The 12,637-nt window shown below is 70.7% G+C and carries 17 protein-coding genes; 8 read left to right on the forward strand and 9 right to left on the reverse strand.

Going from position 1 to position 12,637, the window contains the following annotated elements:
- Positions 1-2: 2 nt before the first annotated feature.
- The 3 genes from ACFYPJ_RS32765 to ACFYPJ_RS32775 are packed head-to-tail and all read left to right on the forward strand — an operon-like array spanning position 3 to position 3,447.
- Entirely contained in the window at positions 3-974 is a 972-nt protein-coding gene (locus ACFYPJ_RS32765; RefSeq protein ID WP_389025056.1) for an aspartyl/asparaginyl beta-hydroxylase domain-containing protein, read from the forward strand.
- Positions 975-1,000: 26 nt separating this feature from the next.
- The gene (locus ACFYPJ_RS32770) at positions 1,001-2,155 is read left to right on the forward strand and encodes a glycine amidinotransferase (RefSeq protein WP_389025058.1); all 1,155 of its coding nucleotides are present in this window, start codon (positions 1,001-1,003) and stop codon (positions 2,153-2,155) included.
- Complete coding sequence (locus ACFYPJ_RS32775) at positions 2,152-3,447, forward strand: ATP-grasp domain-containing protein (protein WP_389025060.1); 1,296 nt, start codon at positions 2,152-2,154, stop codon at positions 3,445-3,447. The genes ACFYPJ_RS32770 and ACFYPJ_RS32775 overlap by 4 nt, the downstream gene beginning before the upstream one ends.
- Here the strand turns inward: ACFYPJ_RS32775 and ACFYPJ_RS32780 are convergent.
- Complete coding sequence (locus ACFYPJ_RS32780; RefSeq protein WP_389025062.1) at positions 3,408-4,394, reverse strand: phosphotransferase family protein; 987 nt, start codon at positions 4,392-4,394, stop codon at positions 3,408-3,410. The two genes, ACFYPJ_RS32775 and ACFYPJ_RS32780, sit on opposite strands and share 40 nt — an antisense overlap.
- Positions 4,395-4,518: 124 nt before the next feature.
- Between ACFYPJ_RS32780 and ACFYPJ_RS32785 the strand changes: the two genes are divergently transcribed.
- The 3 genes from ACFYPJ_RS32785 to ACFYPJ_RS32795 all read left to right on the forward strand — a co-directional run bounded on the left by ACFYPJ_RS32785 (position 4,519) and on the right by ACFYPJ_RS32795 (position 7,112).
- Complete coding sequence (locus ACFYPJ_RS32785) at positions 4,519-4,980, forward strand: NUDIX hydrolase (RefSeq protein WP_389025064.1); 462 nt, start codon at positions 4,519-4,521, stop codon at positions 4,978-4,980.
- A 130-nt stretch (positions 4,981-5,110) separates the two neighbouring features.
- On the forward strand, positions 5,111-5,656 hold the full coding sequence (locus tag ACFYPJ_RS32790; RefSeq protein ID WP_389025066.1) for a hypothetical protein: 546 nt from the start codon (positions 5,111-5,113) through the stop codon (positions 5,654-5,656).
- A gap of 886 nt (positions 5,657-6,542) precedes the next feature.
- Positions 6,543-7,112 carry a MinD/ParA family protein gene (locus ACFYPJ_RS32795; protein WP_389025068.1) on the forward strand — a complete coding sequence of 190 codons (570 nt, stop codon included), beginning with the start codon at positions 6,543-6,545 and terminating at the stop codon, positions 7,110-7,112.
- Between the two features lie 19 nt (positions 7,113-7,131).
- Here ACFYPJ_RS32795 and ACFYPJ_RS32800 read toward each other — a convergent pair whose 3' ends face one another.
- Together ACFYPJ_RS32800 and ACFYPJ_RS32805 are read right to left on the reverse strand one after the other, a co-directional pair.
- On the reverse strand, positions 7,132-7,404 hold the full coding sequence (locus tag ACFYPJ_RS32800) for a hypothetical protein (protein WP_389025070.1): 273 nt from the start codon (positions 7,402-7,404) through the stop codon (positions 7,132-7,134).
- Positions 7,401-7,700, reverse strand: a complete 300-nt coding sequence (locus ACFYPJ_RS32805) for a hypothetical protein (protein ID WP_389025072.1) — start codon at positions 7,698-7,700, stop codon at positions 7,401-7,403. Before ACFYPJ_RS32805 ends, ACFYPJ_RS32800 begins: the two co-directional genes overlap by 4 nt.
- A 236-nt stretch (positions 7,701-7,936) precedes the next feature.
- Between ACFYPJ_RS32805 and ACFYPJ_RS32810 the strand changes: the two genes are divergently transcribed.
- A complete protein-coding gene (locus tag ACFYPJ_RS32810; RefSeq protein ID WP_389025074.1) occupies positions 7,937-8,641 on the forward strand; it encodes a hypothetical protein in 705 nt (234 codons plus the stop codon).
- Between the two features lie 90 nt (positions 8,642-8,731).
- Here the strand turns inward: ACFYPJ_RS32810 and ACFYPJ_RS32815 are convergent, their stop codons facing one another.
- The 4 genes from ACFYPJ_RS32815 to ACFYPJ_RS32830 are packed head-to-tail and all read right to left on the reverse strand — an operon-like array spanning position 8,732 to position 10,366.
- The gene (locus ACFYPJ_RS32815; protein ID WP_389025076.1) at positions 8,732-9,343 is read right to left on the reverse strand and encodes a hypothetical protein; all 612 of its coding nucleotides are present in this window, start codon (positions 9,341-9,343) and stop codon (positions 8,732-8,734) included.
- The gene (locus tag ACFYPJ_RS32820) at positions 9,340-9,582 is read right to left on the reverse strand and encodes a hypothetical protein (RefSeq protein WP_389025078.1); all 243 of its coding nucleotides are present in this window, start codon (positions 9,580-9,582) and stop codon (positions 9,340-9,342) included. Before ACFYPJ_RS32820 ends, ACFYPJ_RS32815 begins: the two co-directional genes overlap by 4 nt.
- Complete coding sequence (locus tag ACFYPJ_RS32825) at positions 9,579-9,947, reverse strand: hypothetical protein (RefSeq protein ID WP_389025079.1); 369 nt, start codon at positions 9,945-9,947, stop codon at positions 9,579-9,581. Before ACFYPJ_RS32825 ends, ACFYPJ_RS32820 begins: the two co-directional genes overlap by 4 nt.
- Positions 9,944-10,366: a hypothetical protein gene (locus ACFYPJ_RS32830; RefSeq protein ID WP_389025081.1), complete on the reverse strand. Its 423-nt coding sequence runs from the start codon at positions 10,364-10,366 to the stop codon at positions 9,944-9,946. The genes ACFYPJ_RS32825 and ACFYPJ_RS32830 overlap by 4 nt, the downstream gene beginning before the upstream one ends.
- 520 nt (positions 10,367-10,886) lie before the next feature.
- Between ACFYPJ_RS32830 and ACFYPJ_RS32835 the strand changes: the two genes are divergently transcribed.
- Entirely contained in the window at positions 10,887-11,636 is a 750-nt protein-coding gene (locus ACFYPJ_RS32835; protein ID WP_389025083.1) for a hypothetical protein, read from the forward strand.
- Between the two features lie 279 nt (positions 11,637-11,915).
- On the opposite strand, the gene ACFYPJ_RS32840 is transcribed toward ACFYPJ_RS32835, so the two are convergent.
- Both ACFYPJ_RS32840 and ACFYPJ_RS32845 read right to left on the reverse strand, forming a co-directional pair.
- Positions 11,916-12,068, reverse strand: coding sequence for a hypothetical protein (locus ACFYPJ_RS32840; protein WP_389025085.1), 153 nt, complete (start codon positions 12,066-12,068; stop codon positions 11,916-11,918).
- Positions 12,065-12,577 carry a hypothetical protein gene (locus tag ACFYPJ_RS32845; protein WP_389025087.1) on the reverse strand — a complete coding sequence of 171 codons (513 nt, stop codon included), beginning with the start codon at positions 12,575-12,577 and terminating at the stop codon, positions 12,065-12,067. The genes ACFYPJ_RS32840 and ACFYPJ_RS32845 overlap by 4 nt, the downstream gene beginning before the upstream one ends.
- Between the last annotated feature and the right edge of the window lie 60 nt (positions 12,578-12,637).

A 12,637-nucleotide genomic window follows, 5' to 3' on the forward strand; every position in this document is an offset into this window, starting at 1 on the left:
CCATGACCACCAGCCCGCCCGCGGCGGCCGCCGAGGCCGCCCGACTCCGGCCTGTCTTCGACGCCGACCGGCTCGCCGCCGAACTCGCGGCCGTCACCTCCCACACCTGGAGCCCCCAGCGCACCCACACCTACGGCGGCCAGGTCGGCCAGCCCGCCGCGATCGACTGGCGGGTCCTGCCGCTGCGCAGCCTCGGCGGCGACCCGGACCGCACCGATCCCGGCGGCCCCGGACCGCAGCCCTTCACGGCGACCCGCTGGCTCGACGAACTGCCCTACCTCGCGGAGGTCCTGGGCTCCATCCCGGCCCCGCTGAACGCGGTCCGGCTGATGGCGCTGGGTCCGGGCGCCGTCTCCACGGCGCACAGCGACCCGAAGTACCGCCTGGACCGCGGCATCGTGCGCCTGCACATCCCCGTCGTCACCGACCCGGGCGCCGTCCTCGTCCTCGACGGCGTCGAACACTGCTGGCAGCCCGGCGCGTTGTGGTACGGCGACTTCTCCCGCGAGCACCTGGTGCGCAACACCAGCCAGACGGTGACCCGGGTCCACGTCGTCATCGACGCCCTGCTCACCGCCGAGCTGGCAGCCTGGTTCCCCGAGGAGTGGCAGGAGCTGCTGACCCGCGGCGAGGTCCTCCTCAACCGCATGAGCCCGACCGCGGCGCCCGCCTGGCCCTGCGCTCTGCCGTACGAGGCGCTGCTGCCGTCCGGGTTCGCGGACTTCGACGCGGCCGCCCCGTTGGACGGCTCCCTGCTTCCCGCCCGGATCGACCAGAGCGACGACGTCCTCACCCTCACCGTCGCCGGACGCGCCTTCGCCCTCGTCTCGGCCGGCGACACCGGAGAGTTCCGGTTCTCCGGCTGGAGCGAACAGCGCACCCTCCAGCCGGATGCCACCGGCCTGACGCTGCGGGTGCGCCGCGGTCGCGCGCTCGCCGACCGGCACGTCACCGCAGCCCCCCGAACCTCCTGACCCCCGGCCCTTTCGAGAGGAGCCCCATGTCCCCCCTGCTGAACAGCCACGACGACTTCACCCCGCTCAAGGAGGTCATCGTCGGGTCCGCCGCCAACTACGTCGGGCACGACCGCGACGTCAGCTTCGAGCTGTTCCACCACGACAACCTGAAGGGCTTCCGGTCGGACTGGGCCTATCCGCGCCTGACCCGGGCGGCCGGCGGCCACCGGGAGAGCTGGGCCATCAAGCAGCGGTACGCCGAGGAGCTGCACGAGGACGTCGAGGCCCTGGCGGCCGCCCTCGCCCGGCTCGGCGTCGTCGTACACCGGCCGCTGCCGCTGCCCGCGGACGCCACGGCCATCGCGGGCCTGGGCTGGGAGGCCGCCCCCACCCCGGCGCTGAACATCCGCGACAACACGCTGATCCTCGGGGGCGAGATCATCGAGACGCCGCCCGCGATCCGCTCCCGCTACCTGGAGACCCGCCTGCTCGCGCAGGTCTTCAACGCCTACTGGGAGGCGGGCGCGCGGTGGACGACGATGCCCCGCCCCACCCTCACCGACAACAGCTTCGACCTGTCGTACGCGCGGGACACCGCAACCACCCTGGGCGGGCCGACGGAGGCCATCGACGACCCGCGGCCCAGCCCGTACGACGTCGGCGTGGAGATGATGCTGGACGGCGCGCAGGTGCTGCGCCTCGGGCGTGACCTGGTCGTCAACGTCGCCCAGGAGAACCACGCCCGGGGCGCGCAGTGGCTGGAGCGGCACCTCGGTGACGCGTACCGCGTCCACCGGGTGTGGCGGATGGCGGACAACCACATCGACTCGATGGTGCTCGCCCTGAAGCCGGGGGTGTTCCTGGCCCGGCACGACGGCATCCGCGACCTGATGCCCGAGCCGCTGCGCTCCTGGCGCTACCTCGTGCCGCCGGAGCCGGACGCGGGCGCGTTCCCGGTCTACGACGACTACAAGGACCTGGTCCTCACCAGCCCGTACATCGACCTCAACGTGCTCTCGGTCGACGAGCGCACGGTGCTGGCCAACCAGGAGTGCACCGGCCTGATCAAGCTGCTGGAGACGGAGGGCTTCGACGTCGTGCCCGTGCAGCACCGGCACCGCAGGCTGTTCGGGGGCGGGTTCCACTGCTTCACCCTGGACACCCACCGCACCGGCGGCTTCGAGGACTACCTGTCGTGACCCTCCTCCCCGGCGTGCTGCTTCTGGACGCGGCCGGTCCCGAGGCGGGCCGGCTCGCCGCGGCGGCCGCCGACCGTGGGCACCCGGTCCACGCGGCGGCCACCGCCGTCGCGCACGCCGGGCACGGGCCGGAGCTGAAGGGCCTGCTGGCCGGAACGGTCGTCACCGACCTCACCCGGCCCGGCCAGGCCCTCGACGACATCACCGCGTACGCCCGCCGCCACGGTGTCGGCGCGGTTCTGACCGTCAACGAGTACCTCACCGACCTCGCCGCGCAGGCGGCTGCCGCGCTGGGGTTGCCGGGCAACGACCCGGGCCGGGCCCGCGCGGCACGGGACAAGGCCGTCATGGCCGAGGCGTTCACCGCCGCCGGCGTACGCACCCCCTTCTCCGTGTGCGTCCGGGACGACACCGAACTGAAGGCGGCACTGGCGGACGAGCGGCTGGGGGTGCCCTGCGTGGTCAAGCCGCTGTCCGGGGCCGGGTCCGCCGGCGTGACGGTGGTGGACGGACCGGCCGCTGCGGGCGCGGCCGTGCGCGCCGCCCGGGAGGCGGCCGGCGCGTTCCCCGGCGGCGACCCGTACCGCGTCCTGCTCCAGGCGTACGCCGCCGGGAGCGAGTACAGCGTCGAGTCCCTCACCCAGGACGGCGCCCCTGTGCACCTCGCGGTGACCCGCAAGCAGGTGAGCGGCGGAACGGTGCGGGTGGAGACGGGGCACAGTCTGCCCGTGCGTCTCCCGCCGCTCGTGGAGCAGGACGTGCACCGCCAGGTCGAGGCGGCCATCGGCGCGGCCGGCATCCGCAACGGCGCCTCGCATACCGAAGTCGTCGTCGACGGCGCGGGGCGGTGCACGGTCATCGAGATCGGCGCCCGGCTCGGCGCCGGACACATCGGGCTCCTGATCGAGCACGCCCTGGGCGTCGACGTGTGGACGGCGCTGCTCGACACCGCCCTCGGCCGCCCGGCCCAGCTCACCCCCACCGCCCGTGGGCACGCCACCGTGCGGTTCGTGACCAGTCCGCACCCCGGGCGGCTCACGTCGTTGTCCGGCTTTCCGCGGACCGGGCCGGGCGTCCCGTTCGTCCGCTGGCGGGCCCCGATCGGCGGGCGCGTCGACCGGGCGACCGCCAACGCCCACCGGCTGGGGGCGTTCGTGGTCGCCGGGTCGGATGCCGCGGAGGTCGAGGAGCGGGCCGACGCGCTGCTGCGTGGCATCCGCATCCGTCTCGATCCGTGGCCGGAGAGCGCCGGTCAGGTCAGGGCGGAGAGCACCTCGGCCATCGCGCCGTAGCTCTCCTCGACCGCGTCCGGCCTGGCGAGCCGGTGGCGCTCCAAGCGGATCGCGCCCAGGTGGCGGGCCTCGTAGACCGCGGCCCGCCACACCGCCGCGGCAGACCGGTCCGGCGCCCCGTAGGACTCCCAGAACGTGGTCCGCTCATCGGACTTGGCGCCGGCCATGCGGATGGTCCAGTCCGCGGCCGGGTCACCGAACAGGCAGCGGTCGAAGTCCAGCACACCGGTGATCACGGGCTCGGGGGCCACCGGGTCCATCAGGGCGTTGACGGTCCACAGGTCCCCGGTCAGCAGCCGGGGCACGGTGATCTCGTCGAGCACGGCGTGCTCGTGCGCGGCCACCGCGGCGACCTTGCGCACGTCCGCAGCATCCAGGCCGGCCTCGTCCAGGTCGGCCGCGATCTCCTCCAGAGAGGCGACCACCGTCTCGCTCCACGTGCGGTGTCCCGGCCCGCCGACGGACCCGAAGTGCGGGCCCTGCACGTCGTGGACGGAGCGGGTGATGACACCCATCTGCCGGAAGAACGCCGGCCATGCCGTACGCGGGTAGGTCCCCAGGTGCTGGGGGGCCGGGACGCCGTCCAGGTGGGTCTGGATCATCCAGTCCCGGGCGATCACCTGGTGCGACCAGTCCGCGGCGAGGATCTGCGGCATCAGCGGGGCGATCACGGTGAGCCATGGCTGGGCCGCGTGCTCGTTGCGCATCAGGTGCCGCTCGCTGCGGAACTGGCAGCTTTCCGGGGGCGCGGCACGAAGGATCACTGGCTTCGGCTGCCCGGCCAGGGTCACCCGATAGACGCTGTTGTACATCCCCGCGCCGAGCTCGACGGCGGACAGCGGCACCGTGTTTGCCCCGAAGACCCGTCGGCAGACCTTTTCGATCTCCTCCGCATCCAGTGACTGCTGGAACGCCCCCGAGACGCGCTCAACCGGCTTCAAGTCCATACCGCTCAGGATGCCCCGTGCGGGCCTCGTCCGTCAGGGCACACCGGTTATCAGGGCCCGGACGACGGCACAGAGAGCCGATTCGGCGCGGCAGTCCAGCTGAACCACCTGCCAGACTGGAACCATGAGCACTCTGCCTCTCCGGGAGGCGGCCCGAGCCGTCATTCTCGACGCTGACCAGCGCATCCTGCTGCTCCGGTACGACGAGAATGGCGGCTTCTGGGCGACCCCAGGCGGCAGCCTTGAGCCGGGTGAGGACTATCCGACCGCCGCCCTGCGCGAACTGGGTGAGGAGCTCGGCGCGAAGGATGTGTTCCTGTCCGGCGAGATCGCCGAGCGTCGCCAAGAACATCCGGTCGGTGGGCGCCGCGTGCAGCAGATCGAGAAGTATTTCCTCGTCCGCGCATCGTCTGACGCCCTCGATGCCTCACGTGCCACACAGACGGACAACATCCGAGCTAGCCGCTGGTGGCCGCTGGATGAGCTCCGCTCAACCACAGAAACGGTCTACCCGCCCGGCCTTGTCGATGTGGTGGCCGATGTCCTTACCAAGGGTCTCCCGCGCGAGCCCGCCCTTCTTCACTGAGGCTCCGACGAGACTGCCGTCCCGTCCCAGAGCGCGGCCGACTTCACGGCGACCTGCCTCGGGAACGCTCCACGAGTCTGTGACAGCACTCACGGTGGGCGCAGTCTGTGCTGGTCGTAGCGTTGAGGGCATGTATGTCGATATTCGTAGCGTGCTGCGCAAGCACGAGGAAGAACTGCGGCGCTTCCGCCAGAATCTGTTCTCCGCAGACCCGCCCTCCGAGCTGCCGGCAGCCATGTCGAGGCACATCCGGACGACGGGACTGACGGCGCCGACCGGCTTCGGCCCGGTGCGATCGGTGACCGACCGGCACGCGGTTCTCACGGTCCTCGGGGACATCAGCGACCAGGCCGTGCTCCTGGAGCGGCCGGATCGGGAGGGGAGCGTGCTGACGCTGTCCGTCGCCGCGAGGCACAAGCAGCTGGGCACGCGCCAGGCTGTTGATTCAGCGGAGGCAGGGGCCTGGGTGAAGGCGATCGTGGGTTCCTCTTGGGCGCCGCACGTCTACACGGCCGGCGCCTTGAGCGGCTTCGCCTCGGCCGGTGTCCGGACCTCTCACCCCTTGACGACGCGGTACTTCTACCTGTTCCTGAGCCGGGACGGTGTCCCGCACGCTGAGCCGGAGCACCAGCTCGGAGTGGAGCTCTCCCTGCTCGATGAGGCGGACGCTGCCTGACCCGTCCAGCAGCCGGTCGCCGGGCCGCCACCGCGCGGTCCCATGGTCCTTCCGATCGCGCACGCCCTCTGCTCCGGTCGCCCACCCCTGGGCCGCGCTATGCCGCGCAGCGGCAAAGCCGACCGGCCTCGGCATTGGTCAGCGCCCCGGGCCAGCGGAGCCTGGGGGGCCTCACCAGCGCTTCGCAGTACACCAGCGGCACCCTCAGCGCCGCGAGGTGCAACCGATAGCGTGACCCGTACGTGGGTGAGGTCAGTGCTCAAGGGCACTGACATCGACGGACGATGCAAGCTGCGCAGCGGAACACGAACGGCAGGGGAACATGGCAGAGGATCAGCGAGAACAACTCGAACCGCAATTTCGTTTCCCGAAGCCGGATTCCGGAACATCGCACACGGATCAGCCTGGCGGTGCATCCCAAACCGCAATCACAGGACCTCGCACCGAGTCGGGCGATCAGCTCGCTGGCAGCAATCCTGTGCCAGCGGCAGAGAATCGGGAAACTCCGAGTTCTTATAGTCATGCCGACTTCGAGGCGGCGGCGCGCAAAGCTAGCCCCCGAGGACCTGCGCAGCGCGGCTGGCGTGCGGGTATCCGGAAAGCGACGGGGGGAGCCCTGTCGCCTCGGATGAGCAGCCGGGAAGCCGCTGATACTCAAGCCTTGCGTCAAGTTCAGGCGTCACTCGCGGGCCCTCGCAGCATTGTTTTCCTGAATCCGAAGGGCGGAGCCGGCACCACAACGTCAACTCTTCTTGCAGGCCGGACGTTCGGGGTGCATCGAGGAGGGGGTACCGCCGTCTGGGACAACAATGAGACGCGCGGAAGCCTGGGGGGACGCGCACTTGCAGCAAATCACAACCACACGGCCCGTGAACTCCTCGCCAACATGAGCATGTTTGAGGATGTCACAACGGCACGCATAGGCGATCTGGGGCGCTTCGTCCGAGGCCAAGGCCCGGCCCACTGCGACGTTCTGGCGTCAGATGAGCGGCCGGAGGTCACGGGACATATCGCGGAACAGGACTTCACTCAAATCCACGACCTCCTGACCCGCTATTACAAACTCGTACTCATCGACACCGGAAACAATATGCGCGCGCCGAATTGGCTCGCGGCCGTCCGTTCTGCCGACCTACTAGTGGTGACCACAACAGTCCGCGAAGACACCTCATCCGCCGCATTGTGGATGCTCGACGCCCTACAGAACAACGTTTTCGACAACGCCGCCGACCTCAAGAGCAAGACGGTGACACTTCTGGCCGAGCCCACCCCTCATACCGATAAGGAGCTTCGAGAGAATCTCAAGGGCATCTTCAGCCAGCGAACGGATGCAGTCCTGCAAATTCCCTACGATTCAGCTCTGGCCGACGGAGGGGTCATCGACTACACCCGCTTGCGCCCTGGGACGCACACCGCATGGCTCTATGCCTGCGCAGCTATGGCGGTCCGGCTGTGACACCTTCCCGCGTCCGCAGCTACGGACCCGCGATCAGCCACAGGATGAGGACGGCATCGAGGTCGACGCTGAGCCGGTAGACCACCGAGATTCCGCGCCCGCCGGTCTCCTCCGGCATCAGTTCGAGGGCCCATGAGGTCGAACGGGGATCGGCGTCGGGAAGTCCGCGGGCGCGGTCGGAATCCGGGTCCTTCTCGATGAACAGGCGAGCGGACTCGACAGCGGCCCGCTCCGAGGCGCTGAGGCCGACGAGGGCCTGCTCGGCGGCGTCGGAGTAGAAGGCGTGGGTCACCGGCTCCCGGCCTCCGCCAGCTTGCGACGGAGTTCGGCCTCGACGTCGTCGGTCGACCGCGCGAGCGCGGCCATGCCCTGCGGGTCGTAGCGCAGGCGGACGCGGTTCCGGTACGCCTGGGCGAGCTCGCGCAGGGCGGTGAGGTCGTCGAGGCCGAGAGCGTCGAGCTCCTCCTCGAACTGATGCCGGTCACCGGGGAACCCCCACGTCGACAGGGTTTCCCGCAGTTCCGCGAGCGTCCCCATGGGCGGAGTGAAGCCGGTCCGGTCGGCCGGGTGGTCGGGCTGTGCGGTCACGGTGACCTCCTTGTCGCTCTGCTCTCGACGCTACTCGTCCGCGGCCTGAAGGCGGAACGCCTCTGCCGAATCCGTACCCCCGGCGTTCCTCGCCGAGGTGTGCGGTAGCCGCGTTCCATCGCCTTCGGCAACCGGCTGCGTGGTAGCTTTTCGAGTGCTGGAAGGGATTGGCATCCCGGTCAGCAACTCACTCGAAATCACGCATCAGGGGCCACAGGCCCCGTCTGGAGCGAACCTTGCAGAACAACCATGCCGTAACGCCCGACGAGACGGCCGCCGAGGCCGACGTCGCTCACCTCATGGCGGGCAAGCAGATCACGCTGGACGAGCTGGCCGTCGAGGCGGCGGCCATGAGCCTCCGCCTGCGACAGCTCGCCCGTGCCGCGGAGACCCCGGCGACGCCGGTGGAACTGGAACCGATCATCGAGAGCCTGCGGCATCACGGCCGCCAGCTCGGGGAGATCGAGGAGCAGCTGGCCGCGCTGGCACGGATCGTCGAGGGCGACGTCCCGCTCGCCAAGACGTTCATGGGCTCGAAGGACCCGTGGGGTGCCGCTGCTCGCGGGAGCGACCGGGAGGACTACGGCGGCCCGGCCGTCGTGCCCACTGGCCGGCAGCTGCTGCACCTGGCGCACGCCGTCAAGCTGTCGCCCGACACGGAGACGACGACCTACCCGGAGGCCATGGGAGGGATGCGGGTCATCTGGGAGTCGAAGGCCGCGCAGGCCCGGCGCCGACGTGAACGGGATACGGCGGTGGCGGCTGAGGTCCTGACCCTGAAGTGCGAGACCTGCGAGGTCAGTTCGGGTCACTGCGTGACCAGGAACGGGCGGATCTCGGAGCGTCCGCACACCAAGCGCCAGCGGGAGGCCGAGGCCACCGTGGACGCCCGGCTCGGCTTCCTCGGCGACAACCCCGTGGCCGTGCCCGGCGTCGACTGACCCGAAGGTCACCGCGCGGCACCCGCTGAAACCGAAGGGGGCCTCACACCGGATCGTCCGGTGTGAGGCCCCCTTCGGCGTCCCCGCCCCCTATCCGGCCGCAGCGGGCGCCGCGCCACGGTCGACGGGGCTGACTGCGGTCCACTGCCCCGCCCCGGTCTCGTACTCCATCGCACGGGTGACGTGGCAGCGTACGGGTTGGGGCACGCCGTCCAAGCGCACGAGGAGGTCTCGGCCGGCGGTGTCGACGACCGTTCCGGGGCGGCCGCCGCGCCGTACGCGGATCGCCAGGCCGAGATCGACGCCGCAGCGCTCCTGGAGGCCGTAGTACGCCCTCATATGCTCCAGGTCGCCGTGCTGCCGGTCGGCCGCCTCGAACAGCGCCCGGCAGGCGGGGCGGCGGCAGTGGGACTTGGGCAGTTCGCGGGCCCCGAAGATCAGGCCCTCGTCCAGGAGGATGCGTACGGGGTCGCAGGCGGCTCCGATGCCGGTGAGCCCGCTGCCGACGGCGTAGCGGCGGGTGACCACGGCGGCGTGCAGCTGGACGTCCGCGCGGGTGTTCGGGCTGCTGAGGTAGCTGGCGTCCCGGGTCGCGGCGGCGAGTTCACCGCGTCGGACGACCGGTGCGCCGTGCTCGAACTGTTCCGGCGGGACGCCGAAGACCAACGGAGTGGGGCGGCGGAGCATGGCGGGTACGGTCACGAGTCTCCTTGCGCGAGTCGGTCGAGGGCGGCGAGCACGACGAGGTCGAGCTGGTCCGCGAGGGCGTCGAGGCCGTCGGCGGGCTCGATCTCGGGGTGTTTCCGGAGGGCGGCGGAAAGACTGCGCATCAGCGCCGTCACCTGATGGGCCGGCAGGAGTGCGCTCCCGTCCTCCTGGGACTGCATGACCACGAGGTCGGTGGGGATGGGGATGCGGCGCGGGTTCTGTTCGGCGGTCACACGCTCCCGCCGTCCTGCCGCGCGAGCCAGCGTTCGGCCTCGGTTCCGAGGCCGGCGGCCGCCGCAGCGGCGATCTCGCCCTGCTCGGCCTTGCGCCACCGCTCGACGGCCTCGCGCGCCGAGAACTCGTAGCGCAGGGGGTTGGACAGCGCCAGGCGCACCAGGAGCGGCGCCTTGCGGCGGAGGTGCGCGCCCCACTCCTCCGGGGTCGGCGGGTGCTCGTCTTCACGGGCGCGCAGGGTCAGGGTGAAGGCGTCAGCCTGGAGGACGGCGAGCTCCAGCTCGGCGGCCCTCTCCTCCTCGTCGGTGAAGCGGCCTCGGGTCCTCTCGATGTGCGCCCGGGTCTGCTCGTACTGGCCGGTCATGGGGTGGCGGCTTCCTGGTGAGGTGCCGGCGGCGCGTACCCGGGGGTCCGGTCGCGCAGGCGGCTGTAGCGGGTCTGGGCGGTACGGCGGTCGGCGTCGCCGGCGACGGTCTCGCCGACCTGTTTCCAGGTGCGGCCGTGCTGGAGGCGGGCGCGGTCGACGAGCTCCAGCTCGTGGCTGTCCAGGTCCTCGCGGGCGCGGCCGAGGAGAAGGAGGGCATCGTCCAGGTCCTCGCCGGTGACGTCGCCGGTGTCGCGGTGCAGGGCGCTGATCACCAGGTTGACCGCCTCGATCGGCGTGAACGTGAGGTACGGGCCGCCGAAGGCGTTGAGCTGCCGGTAACGCTCGCCGCCGTGGCGGCGGGTGAGCCGTTCCAGCGCGGCGGCTTCGCGGCCGTATCGGTCAGGATCATGGGGCATAGCGTCATCATATTGATGACCCCACGCGATTGTCACCGTTTCGTTGACACGCAACTGAAGATCACCCAGGCCGCGCATAATTCCGATTATGCGCGGTCCCGCTGGAGTGAAGACCCTCCGCGGCGGGGTACGCCAAACGTGTTTCACTAGTAGTGAAAGGGCGCGGAGTGGCGATAATTCCAGGAAGGTCACTCGCTGAGTGATCTTGATCTCGCGCCTGCGGAAACCCTTTCGACAGAGTGGTCCAAGGAGAGCGGGACGACGACAAAACGCCTGGTCAGAGCCACTACAGAGGAACATCATGCCTCTCCTCCACCCCCCGATTCTTCCATTCCTGCACTCCCCTGGGGAGGCAAACCTCCCGAGCGGCCCACCAAGTCCCCGCAGGGCGTCCAGGGCGATGTTGCGGCGGTAGGGAGACAGGGAGATGGGTCGCAAGGCGCAGAAGAGAACGGTGCCACCGAAGGCGACGCGGGAGCGCCGTCCGGCTCGGCGGTTGCAGGGCGTAGACCCGCGCGTCTTGGCCGGGCAGCTGTACGAGCTGCACGCCCGCGCGGAGCGCGGTGGAGACCAGGGGTACCTGGAACGCTGGCCGGGCGACGGCGAGACCCACGGCGTCCTGCTGTTCGCGCAGGCGCACGCGGGCCGGCTCGCAGGGGAGGCGCACCAGCAGGCGGCCCTCCTCCGTATCACGCTGGCCGAGTGGCTGCGGCAGCAGGCCGATCCGCTGCAACTGCGAGCGCTCGACGACGCCCGCGGCGCCGGCGTGCGCTGGGACCAAGTCGCGCTCGCCCTCCAGTACATCGGCGCCGACGGTGAGCCCAACCCCTCCAGCGCCTTCAACCGGCACGCGAGCCTCAAGGTAGCCGTGCACGGCGAGCCCGAGGATCGGCGCCAGCCGCACGTCGCACGGATCATCGAGGCCCGCGTCGTCCGGGAGGAGCTGGAGCGCCGTGAGCGCGAGCGGGCCGAGGACGCGCGGTACCCGGCGATGGACGCGGCGGCACGGGCGCTGCTCGCACACTTCCGGGAGGGAGAGATCCTGAGCGATCCCGATGACGACTTCTGGTGGGACGAACTGGTCGAGGTCGTCGACGACCGGCGGGACGCCACCGAGCGGGCCAATCTCGTGGTGTACGTGCGTGGCGCGGTGCACGAGACCTACGCCTACGCCCGGCGGACCGGCCAGGAACCGACGACTACCGCGCAAGCAGCTGCGGCCCTGGAGGCGGCCTCGGCCCTCGTGGACCCAGGCGGAGTCAGCGCCTAACAGCGCGACGCGAGAGCCCCCGCACCGGGCCGGTGCGGGGGCTCTCGCGTCGCGCTGAAAGATCCTTCTATTCCTCCGGCTGAACGGGCGGGCAGCAGCGCGAAGGGGACTTCATGCCCATGATCGGGGCATCACCCGCCTTCGGGCGGTGAGTGGGGCAGCTGTCGAGCATCTTGGTCAGCCCGCCGCACCGAGCCCGGGGACAGGGGCAGCAAGCGGGGTCCGGCTTGCCGTTGGGTAGGAAGAGGTGCGGCTCGAAGCCGGGTCCGCGGTCGTCGATCATCCGTAGGTCACCAGCACGATGAATCCGACCGCGAGGCCGCCCAGGATCAGGAGGCCGGCGAGCAGGGACCGGGCCTGCCCTTCCGCTCGATGCCTCTCGTGCGTCTGTAGACCGCGGGCGACCCCCCGTGCGATCTCGTCCTCGGTCATGTCCGCTCTCCCTCCGTGCTCTTGTCCATATCACCCTTCACCTCGCCGGCCTGCCGGTCAGCGGAGCGCCCGTTGTGCACTCCGCGCGCCTTGGCGGACCACGACAGCGCCTCTCCGTGCGTGTGCTGTCGGTAAACGACGTCACGACTCAGCCGGGCAGCGGCGCCGATCTGTTCGTACGTCGCCTGACTGCCCCTGTTCTCACCCCGCCGGGCCGCTCCTGCGGATTCGTGGGCGGCCCGGCCGGCCGCATCCGCCGTGAGCATCAGGAGTTCGGTACGCCGAAGGGGGTCTATGGCGAGGTTGGCCGCACGCGCGAGCAGCTCGACCCGCTCGGCGCCCGCAGCCTCGTCGGCCCGCCGGGCAAGCTGCTCCACCTCGTCCGCGAACATGTCCACGTCGTACGCCACAGGCGATCCCCTTGTTGGTTGCAGCCAACAGCGACGTTGATCGTAGCGAGCCTTGTTGGCCGCAGCCAACGTCTTCCCGGCAATCTGGGGCACGGTCACGCGGCTTTCCCCACCCGCGGAGTCCGCGCGGATACGCTCCCTTGCTGGAAGCACTTGGCG

Source organism: Streptomyces sp. NPDC006012 (assembly GCF_042871185.1).
GTDB lineage: Bacteria > Actinomycetota > Actinomycetes > Streptomycetales > Streptomycetaceae > Streptomyces.